General features: G+C 60.0%; 18 protein-coding genes. 3 read left to right on the top strand and 15 right to left on the bottom strand.

Translation table 11 applies throughout. The annotated features are described in order from the left end of the window. The first annotated feature begins 13 nt into the window (after nt 1-13). Together FW756_RS05425 and FW756_RS05430 are read left to right on the top strand one after the other, a co-directional pair. Complete coding sequence (locus tag FW756_RS05425; RefSeq protein ID WP_446429138.1) at nt 14-907, top strand: serine hydrolase; 894 nt, start codon at nt 14-16, stop codon at nt 905-907. Continuing rightward, the gene (locus FW756_RS05430; RefSeq protein WP_446429139.1) at nt 904-1,722 is read left to right on the top strand and encodes a serine hydrolase; all 819 of its coding nucleotides are present in this window, start codon (nt 904-906) and stop codon (nt 1,720-1,722) included. Before FW756_RS05425 ends, FW756_RS05430 begins: the two co-directional genes overlap by 4 nt. Here the strand turns inward: FW756_RS05430 and FW756_RS05435 are convergent. From FW756_RS05435 to rplS, 14 genes are all read right to left on the bottom strand, one after another. Beyond that, on the bottom strand, nt 1,719-2,429 hold the full coding sequence (locus FW756_RS05435) for a hypothetical protein (RefSeq protein WP_446429140.1): 711 nt from the start codon (nt 2,427-2,429) through the stop codon (nt 1,719-1,721). The genes FW756_RS05430 and FW756_RS05435 overlap by 4 nt on opposite strands. After that, nucleotides 2,426-3,358: an ABC transporter ATP-binding protein gene (locus FW756_RS05440; RefSeq protein ID WP_446429141.1), complete on the bottom strand. Its 933-nt coding sequence runs from the start codon at nt 3,356-3,358 to the stop codon at nt 2,426-2,428. The genes FW756_RS05435 and FW756_RS05440 overlap by 4 nt, the downstream gene beginning before the upstream one ends. Further along, the gene (locus FW756_RS05445; protein ID WP_446429142.1) at nt 3,355-3,759 is read right to left on the bottom strand and encodes a GntR family transcriptional regulator; all 405 of its coding nucleotides are present in this window, start codon (nt 3,757-3,759) and stop codon (nt 3,355-3,357) included. Before FW756_RS05445 ends, FW756_RS05440 begins: the two co-directional genes overlap by 4 nt. A 186-nt stretch (nt 3,760-3,945) precedes the next feature. Next, nucleotides 3,946-4,569, bottom strand: coding sequence for a hypothetical protein (locus tag FW756_RS05450; protein WP_446429143.1), 624 nt, complete (start codon nt 4,567-4,569; stop codon nt 3,946-3,948). Between the two features lie 95 nt (nt 4,570-4,664). Beyond that, nucleotides 4,665-5,576 (bottom strand): TIGR01777 family oxidoreductase, encoded by a 912-nt coding sequence (locus tag FW756_RS05455; protein ID WP_446429144.1) that lies wholly within the window; start codon nt 5,574-5,576, stop codon nt 4,665-4,667. Then, nucleotides 5,561-5,989 (bottom strand): pyrimidine dimer DNA glycosylase/endonuclease V, encoded by a 429-nt coding sequence (locus FW756_RS05460; RefSeq protein ID WP_446429145.1) that lies wholly within the window; start codon nt 5,987-5,989, stop codon nt 5,561-5,563. Before FW756_RS05460 ends, FW756_RS05455 begins: the two co-directional genes overlap by 16 nt. Nucleotides 5,990-6,001: 12 nt before the next feature. Then, the gene (locus FW756_RS05465; RefSeq protein WP_446429146.1) at nt 6,002-6,877 is read right to left on the bottom strand and encodes an EamA family transporter; all 876 of its coding nucleotides are present in this window, start codon (nt 6,875-6,877) and stop codon (nt 6,002-6,004) included. A gap of 6 nt (nt 6,878-6,883) precedes the next feature. Further along, nucleotides 6,884-9,955: an aminotransferase gene (locus tag FW756_RS05470; RefSeq protein WP_446429147.1), complete on the bottom strand. Its 3,072-nt coding sequence runs from the start codon at nt 9,953-9,955 to the stop codon at nt 6,884-6,886. Between the two features lie 124 nt (nt 9,956-10,079). Then, on the bottom strand, nt 10,080-10,676 hold the full coding sequence (gene rdgB / locus FW756_RS05475; protein WP_446429148.1) for an RdgB/HAM1 family non-canonical purine NTP pyrophosphatase: 597 nt from the start codon (nt 10,674-10,676) through the stop codon (nt 10,080-10,082). Then, nucleotides 10,673-11,416: a ribonuclease PH gene (rph, locus tag FW756_RS05480; protein ID WP_446429149.1), complete on the bottom strand. Its 744-nt coding sequence runs from the start codon at nt 11,414-11,416 to the stop codon at nt 10,673-10,675. The genes rdgB and rph overlap by 4 nt, the downstream gene beginning before the upstream one ends. Beyond that, nucleotides 11,416-12,243 (bottom strand): glutamate racemase, encoded by an 828-nt coding sequence (murI, locus tag FW756_RS05485; RefSeq protein WP_446429150.1) that lies wholly within the window; start codon nt 12,241-12,243, stop codon nt 11,416-11,418. Before murI ends, rph begins: the two co-directional genes overlap by 1 nt. 28 nt (nt 12,244-12,271) lie before the next feature. Beyond that, nucleotides 12,272-12,946 (bottom strand): ribonuclease HII, encoded by a 675-nt coding sequence (locus FW756_RS05490; RefSeq protein WP_446429151.1) that lies wholly within the window; start codon nt 12,944-12,946, stop codon nt 12,272-12,274. Continuing rightward, nucleotides 12,936-13,640 (bottom strand): signal peptidase I, encoded by a 705-nt coding sequence (lepB, locus tag FW756_RS05495; protein WP_446429152.1) that lies wholly within the window; start codon nt 13,638-13,640, stop codon nt 12,936-12,938. The genes FW756_RS05490 and lepB overlap by 11 nt, the downstream gene beginning before the upstream one ends. A 130-nt stretch (nt 13,641-13,770) precedes the next feature. Beyond that, complete coding sequence (gene rplS / locus FW756_RS05500) at nt 13,771-14,118, bottom strand: 50S ribosomal protein L19 (protein ID WP_446429153.1); 348 nt, start codon at nt 14,116-14,118, stop codon at nt 13,771-13,773. 309 nt (nt 14,119-14,427) lie between these two features. Here rplS and FW756_RS05505 point away from each other — a divergent pair, with 309 nt between their 5' ends. Continuing rightward, nucleotides 14,428-15,837, top strand: a complete 1,410-nt coding sequence (locus FW756_RS05505; RefSeq protein ID WP_446429154.1) for an MFS transporter — start codon at nt 14,428-14,430, stop codon at nt 15,835-15,837. A gap of 178 nt (nt 15,838-16,015) precedes the next feature. Here FW756_RS05505 and FW756_RS05510 read toward each other — a convergent pair whose 3' ends face one another. Then, nucleotides 16,016-17,020 carry an Fpg/Nei family DNA glycosylase gene (locus FW756_RS05510; protein WP_446429155.1) on the bottom strand — a complete coding sequence of 335 codons (1,005 nt, stop codon included), beginning with the start codon at nt 17,018-17,020 and terminating at the stop codon, nt 16,016-16,018. Nucleotides 17,021-17,022 lie beyond the last annotated feature (2 nt).

Consider the following 17,022-nt stretch of genomic DNA (forward strand, 5'->3'; position numbering starts at 1 on the left):
TTCAAGGACACTCGTGGACAACCCAGACTTCGGACTCGATGACGAGCCAAGCGGCATTGTGAGCGACTACTCGGATGGCACTCCCGTCATCTCATATGCGCTCGTCGACGCTGACGGTGCAGTGCTTCGCGAGCGAGCGGGGACACTCCCCTATTACTCCGCGTCAACCGTCAAGGTTGGTGTTCTGGTTGCCGCTCTGCGAATGGTACAGGCCGGCACGTGGCACCTCAGCGATCCACTCACCGTTACTCACGAGTATGCGAGCATCGTGCCAGACGCGCCTCGGTTCGTCATGGAAATCGAGGAGACCGACCCGGGCCTCGGCGCCCCAGGTGATACCGTCACGCTCGCCCACGTACTCAACCGGATGACAACCGTGAGCGCGAACTGCGCAACGAACATGCTGTTCGAAGCGCTCGGTGCGGATCAAGTCGCCGCGGTCTCACGTGATGCAGGCGCGCCAGACACCGGAATGGACCGCCCCTATTCAGACGTTGCTGGGCTCGAAGCAGGCATCACGAATCGAGCATCAGCGCTCGGCCTCGCGCGGCTCATGGCAGCGCTCGTTCGTGGCGATCTGCTTGACACAGAACACACCAACATCGCGAAACAACTCCTCCGAGAGCGTGAAGAGCCGGTGATCAGCGCAGTCGCCTCCGCAGTGGGGTGCCAGAACGCAGTCGTCACCGACACCGGCAGCAAAGGCGGTAGCGTCGACGGAATCGCCCACGACTTCGCCTTCATCGAACGCGACGGCACCATGCAATGCCTTGCGGTCTGCACACGCGGCTACACCTACGAACAAGGCGCAGCCGCAATCTCAGCCGTCACAGCGGCACTGCTCGCGTCCTGTCCCCGCGCACCAGCCACAGACGGCCCAGCCAGCCCGATTGGAGCACACGCATGAGTGTCACAAAGCGTGGAGAGCCAAGCGTCTCCTTTACTCTCCTGGACCACACCGGTGCAGCGCTCGCCGCATGGGATGAGCACCAAACCTACTACGCCGCAAGCACCATTAAGCTCGCCGTAGCCGCGGCAGTGATGTTCGCGGTTGAGGCGGGAACGCTGCGGCTGTCAGACGAATTCCCTGTGCGCACGAGCTTCGCGAGTCGCGTGCCAGATGCCCCAGACTTTGACTTTGAACCAGCAGAGCAAGACCCAGGTCTCCCCGCCGTTGGCACACCGCGCAGCGTCGAGTGGTACCTCGAACGCATGATCACTGTGTCGTCAAATGAGGCGACCAACATCCTCGTTGAGGCACTCGGGGAAGGGACTGTCGGCCTCGAAGCTGTCGGATCCGCACTCGAACGACTGGGGCTGCAAGACATCGAAGTCTCGCGACTCATCTGTGACTATCCGGCGGCGCTCGCTGGATATACACATGCGGTGACCACTCGGAGTCTCGCAAACCTCGCACTTGCCGTCGTGTCAAGCACAAAACTCGCGCCAGCCTCGCGGGAAGTCATGCTCCGGTACATGCGCGCTCAACAGTTCCCAATGATCGCAACGGCGCTGCCCCAGGGCACTGTTTGGGGTTCGAAAAGTGGCTGGGACGAGGGTATTCGACATGACGTTGCTGTGATCGGTGAACCCGGCACTGCAGGATTCCGGGTGCTCGCGGTCTGCACGAAGGCCTTCCTTGCGGCAGGTGCACAAGAGGCGATTGCAGCGGTCACCCAAGCTGCAATCGCCTCTTCATGCGAGCGAATTACCGCGGACTAGCGAACCGCCGCCCGACGCATCGTGACCCAGGTGCCGATCAGCGCAACGAGTGCAACAGCGATGGCACCAATCGCGAAATCAAACCGAGTGATACTCATCACGATCTCAATGAAGTTCGGTGCAATCAGGAGCACTAGCAGCACGAGAAGCAGACCGAGCACGACGCCAGCGATGATCGGCCCCTTCGTTCCGAATCGCACCCAGATCGCGCCGAAGAAGCCACCGACCGAAACAGCAACGAAGGTTCCCAAGAACGTTGTCACCGCGAGCACCCACGCGTCACCAGCGCCAAGCGCGTAATTGTCGAGTGCATATGAGCCGAAGAACCAATGGTCCGTCGCAAGTTCAATCCATAACAGCACCGTCATCATCGCTGAGACAAACACCGAAAGAATGAGGTTCGCAAGCGCCGTACCGAGCACGTACGCACGGCGGGTGGTACCGAGTGCAAGCGCGAACGGGAAGGTCGTTGACACCGCCTGTACCCCGTAATACACGAGGAACCCAGGCAGCGCATACGCCACCGCAAAGTTTGATCGTGCACCATCTGCGTACGCCGGGCTCTGGGGGTCCAACCCTGCCCGCTGGAGCGCGAACGAAATAATCATCGTAATGACCAGGACCAGTGAGATGATGAAGGCCGGAGTGCGGAACATCGCCTCAGGCTTGTTCATATGCAACCGGGTCACCTGTGTGATGTGCTTCATGAGCGAGCCCCCTTCGAATCGTGAGCCGCAACATTGCCAGCATCGCCGCTCCCAGCTGCCTCACGGTCATACCCGTACGCAGACACCAGCTCTTGCAGCGTCACCGAGTTGAGGTCAAGATCAGCTGCCGCAGCGGCGCTCCGGTCCGCGTCAGTCAGGACCTCTTCGACCACCGCAGTCGCGAAGCCACCCGTCCGCTGCAAGCTCAGGGTCTTGCGACCAGAAACGAACGCATCAACCGCAGCACTTCGCCCGGCAACCTGGTACGCGCTTCCTCGCAGATCATCAACATCAGCGTCCTGCACCACACGACCGCGATCAAGAATCACGACCCGTTCGAGTAGGCGGTCCATCTCATCAATGAGATGTGTTGAGAGCACGATCGTGCGCGGATGCTCTTGGTAGTCACGCAACAGCACATCGTAGAAGTAGGCGCGTGCAGTCGCGTCGAGCCCAAGATATGGCTCATCAAAGAATGTCACCGGCGCACGCGAGGCAAGGCCGATCACAATGCCGAGTGCCGACAACTGGCCACGTGAGAATTTCTTCACCACGGTCTTCGTCGGGATGCGGAAGAGCGTCACCAGTTCATCAGCAAGCTCCTGCGACCAACCGGGGTGAAAAACCTTTGCAGCGCGCAGCGCGTGCTTGAGCTTGTAGTCATCTGGGTAGCGCTGGTTATCGCGTACGAAACTCAGCTGCTCGATCACACGCTCATTCTCGAAGGGTTCCTCGCCAAGCACCTTCACTGTGCCTGCGGTGGGGCGATCCTGCGCAGTCATGAGCGACATGAGCGTCGTCTTCCCTGCGCCGTTTCTGCCAAGCAGGCCAGTGATCGTGTTGGCTCGAATCTGTACGGTCACCGCGTCGAGCGCGCGGATGTCACCGTACGCTCGCGTGAGGTCACGCGCCTCAATGGCTGTAGTCATGATGTCTCAGTTTCTGTGTGAGCGGGCCCCGATGGGAGCGCGGATCGCTCAGCTTCGGCAGCGACCAGGCGCTGAAGAGCCGCCTCGTCGATTCCGAGCATCGCCGCTTCCGCAAGCATCGGCCGAATGAAGCTCTGAACAAATTCCTGATGACGTTCAGCAGATAGCGCGTCAAATGCGCCCTCCGCGACGAACATACCGATACCTCGGCGCTTCACCAGCACCTCACGCTCAACCAAGAGATTCAGCGCCTTGCCCGCGGTTGCAGGGTTGATGCGCAGATGGAGTGCAAGCTCGTTCGTTGACGGAACCTGCTCCCCCTCCGCATATCGACCACGCAGAATGTCACCGGCAATACGGTCGGCGAGCTGCAGAAAGATTGGGCGCGTGTCGTCGAACATTTGCCACCTCCGTTACTCTCGCAGCGAGCCTATCGGCTTATCTGGTTCATTACTTCACTAATGAACCTACGCACCGCCGGTGGGTTTGTCAAACCGGTCGTCAAGTTGGCGGCTTGGTAGACCGGTAGCTCGGTCGCCAGGCTGCCCGACTGCCAGGCGACCTGGCGGCCCGGCGGCCAGCACTACCTAGGGCAGCAACGGTTCAGGGATGACCAGTACCTGTGATGCTGCCGCAATGAGTGGCGCGGTATCGATATCAATGCAGCCTTCGTCGATGCCGATTCCTCGAAACGCGAAGTACAGTTTTGCGGTGCCAACAGGTGGCATCGGCCACAGCCAGAAGCCTTCCTCTGTGGTAGAGAATTGCTCGCCGCCTTGCCCGGCACCGCCAAAACTCCCAAGCACAAACCCGTCGGGCTTCTCCTCCCACGTAACGCCAGTCTGGTTGAAGGAGTCAACCGTGGTGCCGTCGGGGAGTTCAAGCCCCACACGTAAGGAGTCTCTCAACATAGCGGCCCGGTCGCCCCATAAATGGTGATCACCCAGCGCTCTGGACAACGCTTCCCGCTCCGCAAACGTCATACCGCTCGGGTATCGCGCCTCTACCCGGAGAATGAATTTCACACCTTCTGCGTAAACGTCCGCGCGCTCTAGCACCAGCATCACGTTTCTGGCGCGACCGAGCTCCATCGCATACGGCACCGCAACCGGGATCTCATTGTGGCTCGGCTGCACCCAGCCTGGCACCGCGATTGGTGCAGCTTGTTCATCATGGTCATCAGGTACTGGCACGTATGTAAAGAAGCTCATGTGCACCACTCAATCCGAGCCCACAGCAGCCGTCAAGCACCGATTTCTCACCGGACACGGAATGCCCGAGGGACGAATCTTACTGACGAGAGATCTTACTTTTCACGGATCGCGCTAGCGACCGCAGCTTGAACCGTTTCGTGTGTGAAGACAAAGCCAGATTCGAGCAGCACGTGAGGTCGCACATCAGCGTCCGACGTCAGTAGCGACTCAGTCGCCGCTTTCCCAAGCCCGAGCCGCAAGGCCCACTCCGGGGCAGGCAGCAGGAACGGCCTACGCAGATTCCGTGCGAGCGCCCTTCCCGTCTGATTCGCGGTCGCGGGCGTCGGCCCGCAGAGATTCACTGGGCCTGAGAGTCGCTCATCAAGCACATGGAGTATGGCTCGTACCTCATCGGCGAGCGAGATCCAGGGCCAGATTTGTTTCCCTGATCCGAGTGGACCGCCAAGGCCAAGATTGGTGAGCGTCACCATCGGGCGCAACACTCCTCGACGATGGATCACCGGCGCCGTGCGCAGCAATGCTACAGACGTCACAGCTTCAGCTTCACGAGCTGCTGCCTCCCACTCGACACACAACTTTGCTAGGAAGGTACCCCCTGCAGGTGAGGCCTCGTCCAATATCACTCCGGGCGCCGAGCCATAAAAGCCCACAGCCGAACCAGACAACAGCGCAGGCCGTGCGCCAGTCATGCGCTGTAACGCGCGAACGATGGTGCGCGTCGATTCCAGACGGGAAGCAACGAGCTCACCACGATACTTACTGGTCCAGGGCAGGCGTCCGACGCTCGCACCATTGAGCAGGACGATCGCGTCGAACCCTTCAAGCGATTGAGGAGAGAGCTCTCCGGACTGGGGGTTCCAACTGATCTCGTGCGCGCTCGCTGCAGGGCGCCTCACGAGTGCTGCGACTTTATCACCCCGGGCAAGCAATGCCTCCTTGAGTGCAGAGCCAATGAGCCCGGTCGCGCCGCCAATGAGCACACGCATGGCTACACCCGCTCCCACGTCGCAACTCCGCCTGCCACCACATGAAACAGCGGGTGAGGAGAGGGAGAGCTCTCAGACCAGAGAGCAGCGTCTCCCGGGCTCCGCCGTTCAAGCTTCTCCCCGAGATGCGCCCACTCGTACTCAAGCTGACCATCAGACACCGGGATCAGCTCAGTCGTTGGTTCCGCACGTAAAATCTTTGACCCGTCAAAGCGGTATCCCCGAGCCACTGCTTCATCATGTAACCCGCTCAGATATGCGCCCACCATGAGGAGTGGGTCGCTCGTCGCCCGGAATCGCTCCAGCTGCGGGTGATTTTTATATCCCTTGGTGAGCTCAGCGAGCACAGCTTGCGCCAGCAGCGCTTCGCGCCAGCCAGCCACAAGGCCAGCACGATCAAGGTGACTCGGGTGTAACGACCACATTCGCATTTGGCAGCCCTTCTAGACGCTATCGAAGTCTCTACGACCCCCGCGCTGCGCAGCAGCGCCCGCAATCACCACGAACAAGATGCCGATAATCTGCATGAGCACCGGAGTCTGCGAAAGCACGAGGAAGCCGATCACGACACCGATCCCCGGCTCAACCGCCATAAGCGTACCAAACGCTGTCGGAGTCATCCGTTTGAGCGCAAGCATCTCCAACCCGAATGAAACAACAGGCGCGAGCAGCGAAACACCCGCGGCGAGCAGGACAAGCTGCCACGTCACATCACCCGTTACGACCTGCGGCAAGCCAATCGGCATCGTCGCAACAGCAGCGATTGGGATAGTGAGTGCGAGCCCAGAGATTCCGCTAAAACGATCACCGACGCGCTGCGTCAGCAGAATGTACAGTCCCCAGCAGACGCCAGACAGTACGGCAAAGCCGATGCCCACGAGATCCGCGCTGCCACTCCATGGCTCGGCAAGCAGCACCACACCGACGAGCGCGAGTGCAGGCCAGACGAGAGCAGATCGCCGTTTGCTCATCACTCCAGCAACGGTCAAGGGCCCAAGGAACTCAATGGCCACTGCTGTTCCGAGCGGCAATCGTTCAACTGCCGCCAGGAACGTTGCAGTCATGTATCCAGTCACCACGCCAAGCGCGATGAGGAGCGGGATATCCGCACGACGAACGCTACGCAGACTTGGGCGGGCAATGATGAGCAAGAAGGCCGCACCAAACATCATGCGCATCCAGGAGGCGCCTGCCGGCCCAACCCCAGCAATGAGGTGGACCGACAGCGCGTTGGCGAGCTGGATCATCGCCATCGCCGCAGTGGCAAGCAGCCACGGCGGAATCCCCGTTCGCGGGGCCTGCGGAATACGCGCGAGCACCCGGTATTACCAGCCTTCAGTCAACACGCGGTCAAGCTGAGCGACCATGAAGTCGGCGCTTTCCTCTGTGAGGCACAGCGGTGGCTTCACCTTCAGCACGTTTGAGCGTTCAGAGGTCGTCAGTACAACGACGCCAAGCTCTTTCAAGCGCTCACAAATCGCTGCGGTTTCTTCCTTCGCTGGTTCGAGAGTTTCGCGGTCACGAACCAGTTCGACGCCAAGGTACAGGCCTTCGCCGTGGATCGGCCCAATGATTTCGTGACGCTCCGCGAGTTCACGGAACCCTGCAGCGAGGCGTGCGCCAACCACACGCGCGTTCTCTTGGAGTTGCTCATCACGCATTGCGTCGAGCACCGCGATGCCAACTCGGCACGACAGTGGGTTGCCACCGGCCGAGGCAAAGAATTGTCCCTGGGTAGCAAGCGCGTCTGCGATCTTCTTCGTCGTGATGACACCACCGATGGGGAATCCGTTACCCATCGGCTTCGCAATCGTAATGATGTCAGGTGTCACGCCAGACTGCTCAAAGCCCCAGAAGCTTGAGCCCATACGGCCAAAGCCCACCTGTACTTCATCGGCGATGCAGACGCCGCCCGCAGCTCGAACCCGCGCATAGACGTCGCGCAGATAGTTCTGCGGGAGCATCACGCCGCCAGCGTTTCCAAGCACAGACTCGCAGATGAAGCCGGCAACATTTCGCCCCTCTTCAGCGAGAGCATCAAGATCACGACCGAGGTCAGCGGCATACTGCGCGCCTACGGTCTCATCCGACGCTGCCCCACGGTATGTGCCGCGGAATCGGTTCGGGACGTCAGCGACATGCACCCAGTCGGGGCGGTTCTCAAGCGCATAGGGGTTGTCATATGCACTCGTGGTAACCGCGTCACTCGCCATCGTCCAGCCGTGGTAGGCCTCCCGCAGCGACACAATCGTCTTTCGACCTGTCGCTGCCTGTGCAAGCCTGAGCGCAAGGTCAACGGCCTCGGAACCACTATTGACGAGCAGGACGGTGTCGAGCCCTGTTCCAGCCGGCAGCATCTCAAGCAAACGCTCACTGTACTCAGTGAGTTCGCGGTACAAGAAGCGCGAGTTGGTGTTCAAGATGCGGATCTGGCGGCTTGCTGCTGCTGCGACACCGGGATGGCCATGACCAAGACCCGTGACGTTGTTCACCATATCGACGTAGGACCGGCCGGTGGTGTCGATGAGGTGATGACGCCAGCCCCGCTCAATCTGCATCGGTCGCTCGTAGTAGCGTTCCTGTGCACTCGCAAAGATGCGCTGGCGACGGCGAAGCTCGTCTGCTGCTTCGTCACGCTGTGCGTAGGAGTCGAGACCGAGCAATCCCGCTGGGTCCGCCGTGAAGCGATCCCACGCTGGCACACGATCAGGCGAGACGAACTGCGCACGCCCGTCGTCGGGAACCTCGAGCGAAAGAATCGCTGGCACGCTTTCAACAAGCTCACCAAACTCGGGCTGGGAGTTACCGGCATTCTCACCAACGGCGTCTGCACGGCACAGGGTGACTGCGACGGGTCGCGGATCAGTGCCTGCCAGAAGTGTGGCAATAGTCTCACCAGCTACGACAGTGCTCTCTGCTGATACCGTCGCCTGAACACCGTCAATCGACAGGTACCACTCGGCACCGACCAGCTCGATCAGGAGTCCACGCTCAGTCGCGACAACAACCTTGCCGTCTACCGGCGCTGCAACAGCGGCTTCGGCACCAGCAGCGACGGTAATCTCGGTGGCAATAGGCCAGGTCTCGGCAGCGCCGTTCGAGTTGACCGCAGTGCGGGTGAGGCGGAAAACGCCATACGGGAGCACCACGGCAGCAGCGCCCTCAGTAAGTGCATCGCGCACGAGCTCAGCTTCAGTCTCGGTCGCAAGGAACTTTCCTGCTTCAAGTGACTCCGACTCAACACCAAGATCGACAACACGTACCTCGCCAACAAAGCCAGGCAGCAACGAGGTCAGCGGATCCGCACTCGTCGCAATTGGGCGTTCGATCTCTCGCAGCCCCGCACCGCACGCAATCCCATCGCGACCGAGCGCAGCGAGCACCTGCTCGGTCATCTCCGCGAGGGTGTAGCGGGTGGCCGAATCGAAGATCGCTTGCTCGCCTGCGATGCGTTCGCGGGCGTAGTCATTGTCACCATCGATTTCGAGCTGTCGCCACCCGCTCGCTACGAGGTGAGCGGCACGAAGCACGACGAGCGGCCAGATCGCACGCGCCTCCGCGTCAGACACTGCGGCGAGTCGATCAAACGCCGTAATCGTGTCGAGCGTGCGGAGGGGACGTTCTGGTTCATGGTGAAGCATCGACGACACGGTCACCGAAAGCTCAGCGATCCGCCATCCATAGCCAAGGTCGCCAAGATCAAGCACCGTGTGGGGATGGAAGCGGCGGTCGTCACCCTGCTGCGCTACAACGTTGTCGTCGGTCAGATCGCCGTGGATCGCCTGTACTGGCAGAGCGTCTGCGAGCGGGAGAAGCGCAGAATGTGCGGCAATCGCAGCTTCGAGCACATCTTCACGAAGGTCATCGTCGGTAATCGCAGTTGCGAGACGTAGGGTCTCTTCAAATGCGCCGCGCATATCCCACGGGTTTGGGCGACCAAGTCCATGGTGTTCGAGTTCAGCGAGTGCATTGACTGACGCAGCAGCGAGCGAACCGAATTCTTCGAGCACTACGGGAGCGAGATATCCGTGATCAACGAGTGCGACGCCATGTGCAAACTCGCTTCGACGCACGGCGAAACCGTTCCAGCGCTGGGTGAGCTCACCGTTAAGCCCTGGCAGGACACTTGCGACTGGCACCCCGGCCGCGCGATACGCATCGAGTGCAGCGTGTTGAGCGTCACGGGCTTCGTCCCCAAAGACCGGATTGTCGATGCGAAGCACGCTCTTCGTGCCGTCTGCTTCAACGATCATAAAGTTGCGATCTTGGTTACTTCCAAGCTCCGTCGCCGATACCTCGACCCCGTAGAGGTCCAACGCAATCGTAATCGCGTCGGTCACACTAATGTTCGGGCGGACGAGTCCGCCTTCTTCGGTGATATCGGTCGGGTTGTGCATCTTTACAGTTCCTTAGTTACGGGCCGCGTTACAGGCAGCAGGTACAGGTGAATATTATCGCGCCAGATACACGAATGCCGCCTCGAGAGCATTCCCGAGGCGGCATTACGATACTTTTCCTGCGTTATTCGGAGATGAGTCGCTTCGCAATCGCCGGGGCTAGCGCGGTGAACGCACGATTTCGGTGTGAAACCAGGTCCTTTTCTTCCGGACGCATTTCTGCTGCAGATCGGCTCTCTCCCGCGGGTCGGAAGATCGGATCGTACCCAAATCCGTCAGTGCCTGCGCGCTCCGTGAGAATATCGCCAGCCCAGTTGCCAAGCTCACACACTTCTTCACCGTCTGGCATGACCAATGCAGCAGCACAGACGAAACGTGCTGCACGATTTGGCTCAGCGATGTCCGAAAGCTGCCAGAGCAACAGCTCAAGGTTCTTCGTATCGTCACGCTCCGGACCCGACCAACGCGCCGAAAAGATGCCGGGGCAGCCACCGAGAACGTCAACGGAGATGCCTGAGTCATCTGCCACCGCGGGCAAACCAGTGTGCTTTGCCGCTGCACGAGCCTTGATGAGCGCGTTTGCCTCGAAGCTCAAACCGTCTTCAACCGGTTCTGGCCCGTCATAGCTGACGACCTCGATGCCAGGCACCAACGGTTCAAGTACGCGACGGAGCTCAGCCAGCTTTTTCTGATTGTGGCTGGCAAGTACGATCTGGGTCATGCGGCATCCCCAGCGAGTGCTGCGGACTGCGCTTCGCCCAGTTCAGAGATGCTCGCGAGAGCGAGATCGAGCAGCGTATTGAGCTCGTCACGACTGTAAGGGACGCCCTCGGCAGTACCCTGCACCTCGACGAGACCGCCTGTGCCGGTCGCTACGACGTTCATATCAGTGTCAGCTTTTGAGTCCTCGACGTATGCGAGGTCACTCATCGGCACGCCGTTCACGATACCAACCGAGACAGCTGCAACGCTGTCCTTCAGCGGCTGAGCCTTGCGTCCGATGTGTCCGTTCTCGCGAGCCCACTCAATCGCGTCAGCGAGCGCAACATATGCGCCAGTGATTGACGCGGTGCGCGTACCGCCATCTGCCTGAAGAACATCGCAGTCGATCACGATCGTGTTCTCACCGAGCTCGGAAGTATCGATCACCGCGCGAAGGCTACGACCAATGAGGCGCGAAATCTCGTGGGTACGTCCACCGATCTTGCCGCGCACCGACTCACGCTGCATGCGATCATTCGTCGAGCGGGGAAGCATCGAGTACTCGGCAGTCACCCAACCGGTACCCTCGCCCTTCAGCCAGCGAGGAACACCTGGAGTGAACGATGCGGTGCACAGCACCTTCGTGTCGCCAAAGCTGATGAGCGCGCTACCCTCAGCTTGCTTGCTCCAGCCACGCTCAATTGTGACGGGGCGCATCTGCGCTGGCGTGCGTCCATCAACACGGGTCATGTCGCTCATCAGTTCTCCTTTTGTGGATGTGGTTCGACCGGGTCTACTTCGATGCCGAGCATACGACGCGCCAGATCAGCAAAGTGCTCTCCGTCTTCACCGGTCGTTTCGTAGCGGATCACTGGCTCTCCAGCATCAACGGGGCGCAGCAGTTGCTCGTCCGTGAGCACCTCGTACACCCGGTTTGCGGTTTCAATGTCACTCGATACGAGCGCAACGTCAGGACCCATGACTTGGCGGATCGCACCTCGCAAGAATGGATAGTGCGTGCAGCCAAGCACAAGCGTGTCAATCTCTTTTGCTTTGAGCGGCGCAAGGTACTCGGATGCGATCGCGAGTGTCTCTTCGCCAGAAGTTTTGCCTGCTTCAACGAGCTCGACAAAGCGCGGGCAGGCACGAGAGGTGAGGTCAACGCCAGCGCTCACGCGGAAGAGGTCTTCGTAGGCACGTGAGCGGATCGTTCCCTTCGTCCCGATCAAACCAACGCGGCCATTGCGCGTTATCGCGAGCGCGCTACGCACTGTTGGGCCAATGACCTCAACGACCGGCACGTCATACCGCTCGTACGCATCACGAAGCACGGCAGCTGACGCCGTGTTGCACGCGATGACCAGCATCTTCACGCCCTCAGCAACCAAGCGGTCCATGACCTCAAGTGCAAGTCTCCGCACCTCAGCAATCGGTCGCGGACCGTACGGCGTGTGAGCGGTGTCGCCCACATAAATCATGGATTCATTCGGCAACTGGTCACGAATGGCGCGCGCTACCGTCAATCCCCCGACGCCCGAATCAAAGACTCCAATGGGCGCATGCTGAGGGTTACTGCCAAACTTCACGGGACAAGCCTACCGTTTCGCCCGTCGGCTACTTTTCTTTCAACCAGGTAATACGGTGCAGTTCGGTCACGCCGTATTCTTCCAAACCTGCATAGTGAGCGGCGGATCCGTACCCCTTATTGGTGTCCCAACTGTAGCCGGGATGCTGTTCGTGCGCCTCACGCATGAGTTCATCACGAGCGACCTTTGCGCGCACCGAAGCGGCCGCTACGCTCGCGCAGGCGCGATCCGCACCGACCCGAGTGCGGACATCGAGCGGGGATTTCAGCTGCGGCGTCAGCCAGTCTTGCGAACCGTCGACGAGAATCACTGCGCGCGTCACATCGATGCCCTGTTCGTGGAGTTGCAGGAGTGCACGACGTGCAGAGGCGCCGAGCATCGCAGTAATCCCGTGCTCATCGATCTCTGCAGCGGTGGCATATCCCACAGCTCCAGCACCCCACTCCTCAACGAGCGGAGCGATCTTTTCGCGCCGCTTCTCCGTGAGCAACTTTGAGTCGCGGAGCCCTGCTGGAAACTCTTCGGTGCCGCGGGTGACGACGTGTGCACCAACGGCGACAGGACCAGCAATCGCCCCACGGCCGACCTCGTCAATGCCGATAACAAGTTCAGCACCCTCAGAGAACCACTGCCACTCAACATCAAGCGTTGGGTCCTTCTCAGGCGGAGCCTTGCAGGTCAGCGGTTCGCAATCAGTTGCCACGGGCTTCTTCTACTCCAACGAAGGTGTTCTCAGGGTTCGACAGCCAGCTCAGCCGGTTGAGCGGCCAGTTCAGCAGGAACGCGCGCCCGACGACCTCGGTCTCAGGCACGAAGCCCTTGCCAGGACCGTCCTGGTTGTATCGAGAGTCCTTGCTTGCGTAACGGTTATCCCCCATGACCCAGAGTGAGCCCTCGGGGACAACAACGTCGAAATCAATGGCGGAGGCCTTCTTCTCCCCTTCAGGGATGACGATGTATGGCTCATCGAGCGGCACGCCGTTCACTGCCACGCGCCCACCGGTGTCACAGCAGGTCACCCGGTCGCCGCCGATACCAATGACGCGCTTTACGACGTAGTTGTGGCTGGTATCAGCCGCGAGACCAACAGCCTGCAACACGCTCTCGACACCGCTGGGATTTGAATCACCGCTGCGCGGGTAGAGCCACCCACCGGGATCGCTAAACACGACGATGTCGCCACGTTTGACGTCTTGCACGTTTGGGACGAGCTGGTTCACGAGGATCCGGTCATCAATCTGGAACGTGTTCTCCATCGACTGCGATGGGATATAAAAGCTACGAACCAGGAACGTCTTCAGCAAGAACGACACCAGGAAAGCCACCACGACAATGACGATGAGGTCACGGATAAACGTTAGAAAACCGGATCGTCGCCCGCGGGCTGTTTTGCTCATGTCGCTCCTGAAATTAGCGGTTCCCCGTCGCGTACGGGGATGTGATTAGCGTATTGCATGGCACCAGTGAAACGCCTCAGGCTCCCACCTACGAGTAGATGAGAGCCTGAGGAGATCAAGAGGGCAACAATTACTTGTCGCGCTTCTCCTTGATCTTTGCCTTCTTGCCGGTGAGGCCACGGAGGTAGTACAGCTTCGCGCGGCGAACGTCACCACGGGTGACAACCTCGATCTTGTCGATCGCAGGCGAGTGGACGGGGAACTTACGCTCAACGCCAACCTGGAAGCTGATCTTACGAACGGTGAACGTCTCGCGAACGCCGTCACCGTGACGGGAGATAACAACACCCTGGAACACCTGGACACGCGAACGGTTGCCCTCAACGATGTTCACGTGAACCTTAACGGTGTCACCTGCGCGGAACGCGGGGATGTCGCTCTTGAGCGACGCGGCATCGACGTGGTCGAGCTTCTGCATGATTGTCTCTCTCTGCGCCCGCCGCAAGCCGGAACGCTGAAATATAAATTGAAAAGTAAGTGCGTGCATCACGGACCATGCGAAACCCTCGCGGCAGCGTCGCGCCGTGGCACAAGCTTCAATTATGCCATAAGTGCGAACACTCTTCATCACGCGTACTCGCGCGTGTCCACCCCGTGGCTGCGACCGGCGTAGACTGTCACGATGACCAACACCTACGGTCAAGACAGTCAACGGCGCTGAGTCATCGAAGCAGCACCCCCGGTTGAGTGGCTCAGGCCTTATACCTGACCCTTCGAAAGCGACATTTTGTCTAGTTCAGCTTCCTCAACCGTGCGCACAAATGCGACACCGACGAACTCTCGTTCACGTGTGATCCTTGCGAGTCTCATCGGAACAACCATCGAGTTCTACGACTTCTACGTCTATGCAACTGCGGCCGTGCTCGTATTCCCCACGCTCTTCTTCCCGACCGGCAACGAGACGACCGCGCTCATCGCGTCCTTCGCTACTTTCGGTGCCGCGATGCTCGCGCGCCCGGTCGGCGCAATCTTCTTCGGCCACCTCGGTGACCGGCTCGGCCGCAAAACGACCCTCGTTGCGTCCCTCCTCACGATGGGTGTTGCAACGTTTCTCATTGGCCTGCTCCCCACGCATGACAGCATCGGCGCCTGGGCAGCAGTCCTCCTGCTCATCCTGCGTCTCGCTCAGGGCTTCGCCATTGGCGGCGAGTGGTCTGGTGCTGCTCTCGTCGCTACTGAGAACGCTCCCGAAGGCAAGCGCGCGTGGTACGGCACCTTCCCCCAGCTCGGCGCACCGCTTGGCTTTGTCATCGCAAACATGTTGTTCTTCTTCATCAACAACGCCCTCGCTGACCCAGCATCTCCCGGAATCGCATCCGAGGCATTCCTCAGCTGGGGGTGGCGCATCCCCTTCCTCTTCTCAGCGGTCATGGTGATCGTTGGCCTCTGGGTTCGACTCAAGCTCGTCGAATCTGAGGCGTTCGAACGCACCAAGCAAACCGGCAAGGTTATCCGGATGCCACTCGTAGAAGCATTCAAGAACCACAGCAAGGCGCTCATTCGCGCCACCTTCGCGATGTTTGCAACCTACGTGTTCTTCTACCTGATGACGTCATTCACGTTGACCTTCGGCACGCGTCCCACCCTTGAGGCAGCACAGCGCTCTGCAGCAGACGCTGGCACTCCCTTCGATGCGTCGACCTATGTCGCAGGCCAGGGATACACCTACAACGAGTTCATCCTGATGCTGGTCTTCGGTGTTGTCTTCTTCGGCATCTTCACCCTTGTTTCGGGGCCGCTCGCCGACCGCTTCGGTCGCCGTCGTACCCTTATCTGGGTCACCATCGCCATTGCGCTGTTTGGATTCACGTTCACGCCACTCCTCGGTGGCGAGACCGCTGCGGTTATGTTCTTCCTTGCACTCGGATTCACCCTCATGGGACTAACATTTGGGCCGATGGGAGCGTTCCTTCCAGAGATGTTCCCAACCAACGTTCGCTACACAGGTTCTGCGTTTGCCTACAACGTCTCCTCGATTCTTGGTGCTGCGCTTGCCCCAATCATCGCTGTCTGGTTGTGGGGCCTCGCTGATGGCAGCCCGATGTACGTTGGCTGGTACCTCACCGTCGCTGCGCTCATCACACTCATGTCGCTCCTGCTGACCCCTGAGACAAAGCACATCGACATCAACGAGTAGGTCACCAGCGGGATACCTCCCGCGCATATGCAATCGGCCGCCAATATGTTCAAGATCCGAAAATCTGACATATTGGCGGCCGATAACCTATTGGAGGCGACTCGCAACGGCGGTCAGTGCGCACACCCGATGCCGTGAGTCCGCGTGAGCGCGATCCGCACCCGAATCTCAAGCGCTACTAGTGCTGGCAGCCGGGGCACCAATACAGCTTGCGGTTCGCCATCTCCTCAAGAACGATGTTTGTGCCGCAACGTTTACACGGCGTTCCCTCGAGCTTGTACACCCAGTGCCGCTCATCGCGCTCGACGAGCGCCTTCTCGTAGGCTTCGCCCTCAAGCCCGTCGATCGTCATCATCTGACCCACCGTGATTCCGGTTTCCAGGAGCGCCGCCCAGTCATCCCACATGGCTTCAAGCACGGTTCGGTCGATCGTATTTGCGGGGGTGTGCGGATCAATTTCAGCGCGGAACAGCATCTCTGCTCGGTACACGTTGCCAATTCCAGCGACCACCGACTGGTCCATGAGCACCAGACCAATGGCGGTCTTCTTTTTGCCAGCTCGTTCGACAAACCGCTGCTTTTCCACTGGCGTGTTTGCGTTCGCGGGGTCGGGGCCAAGCTTTTGGATGACCGCGTCGACCTCTGCTGGCGTCAACACTTCACATGCGGTGGGGCCGCGCAGATCCGCGCATACGAGGTCATTGAGAAGTCGCACCCGCACCTGCCCGACAGGCTCAGGTGGCCATTCCGATGCCGCTGCGGAGGCTTTGTCGCTCTCAGCCATACGCACACGGGTCCGACGGGGCGCGCCGATCGACGTCACCGAGTCTTCAGCGTCAGCATCAATCGGGCGCGAACCACTCGGACGCGAGTGCTCTCCGGTCTGGCCAAGCTTTGAGTGCCCTGGCGTCTGTCCGTGGATCTGAATAGAGTCGTCGACGCGCACTTCGCCAGCGAAATCCCAAGCGCCGTAGATTCCGAGGTGGACGCGCAGCCAGTATCCACCTTCGAATTCAAGGAACATTTGTTTGCCGACTGCGCGCGCATCGATCATCTTGCGACCGCTGATCAGTTCAGCGCCCTGCGCAAACCGGCCCTGCGGACTCGTAATCTCTGGCGCAGTGCCAACGAAGTTCACACCGAACTGGCGCGCAATTCGGTGTACGGAATGCCCCTCAGGCATAA

Source organism: Leucobacter sp. 1207-22 (genome assembly GCF_052850455.1).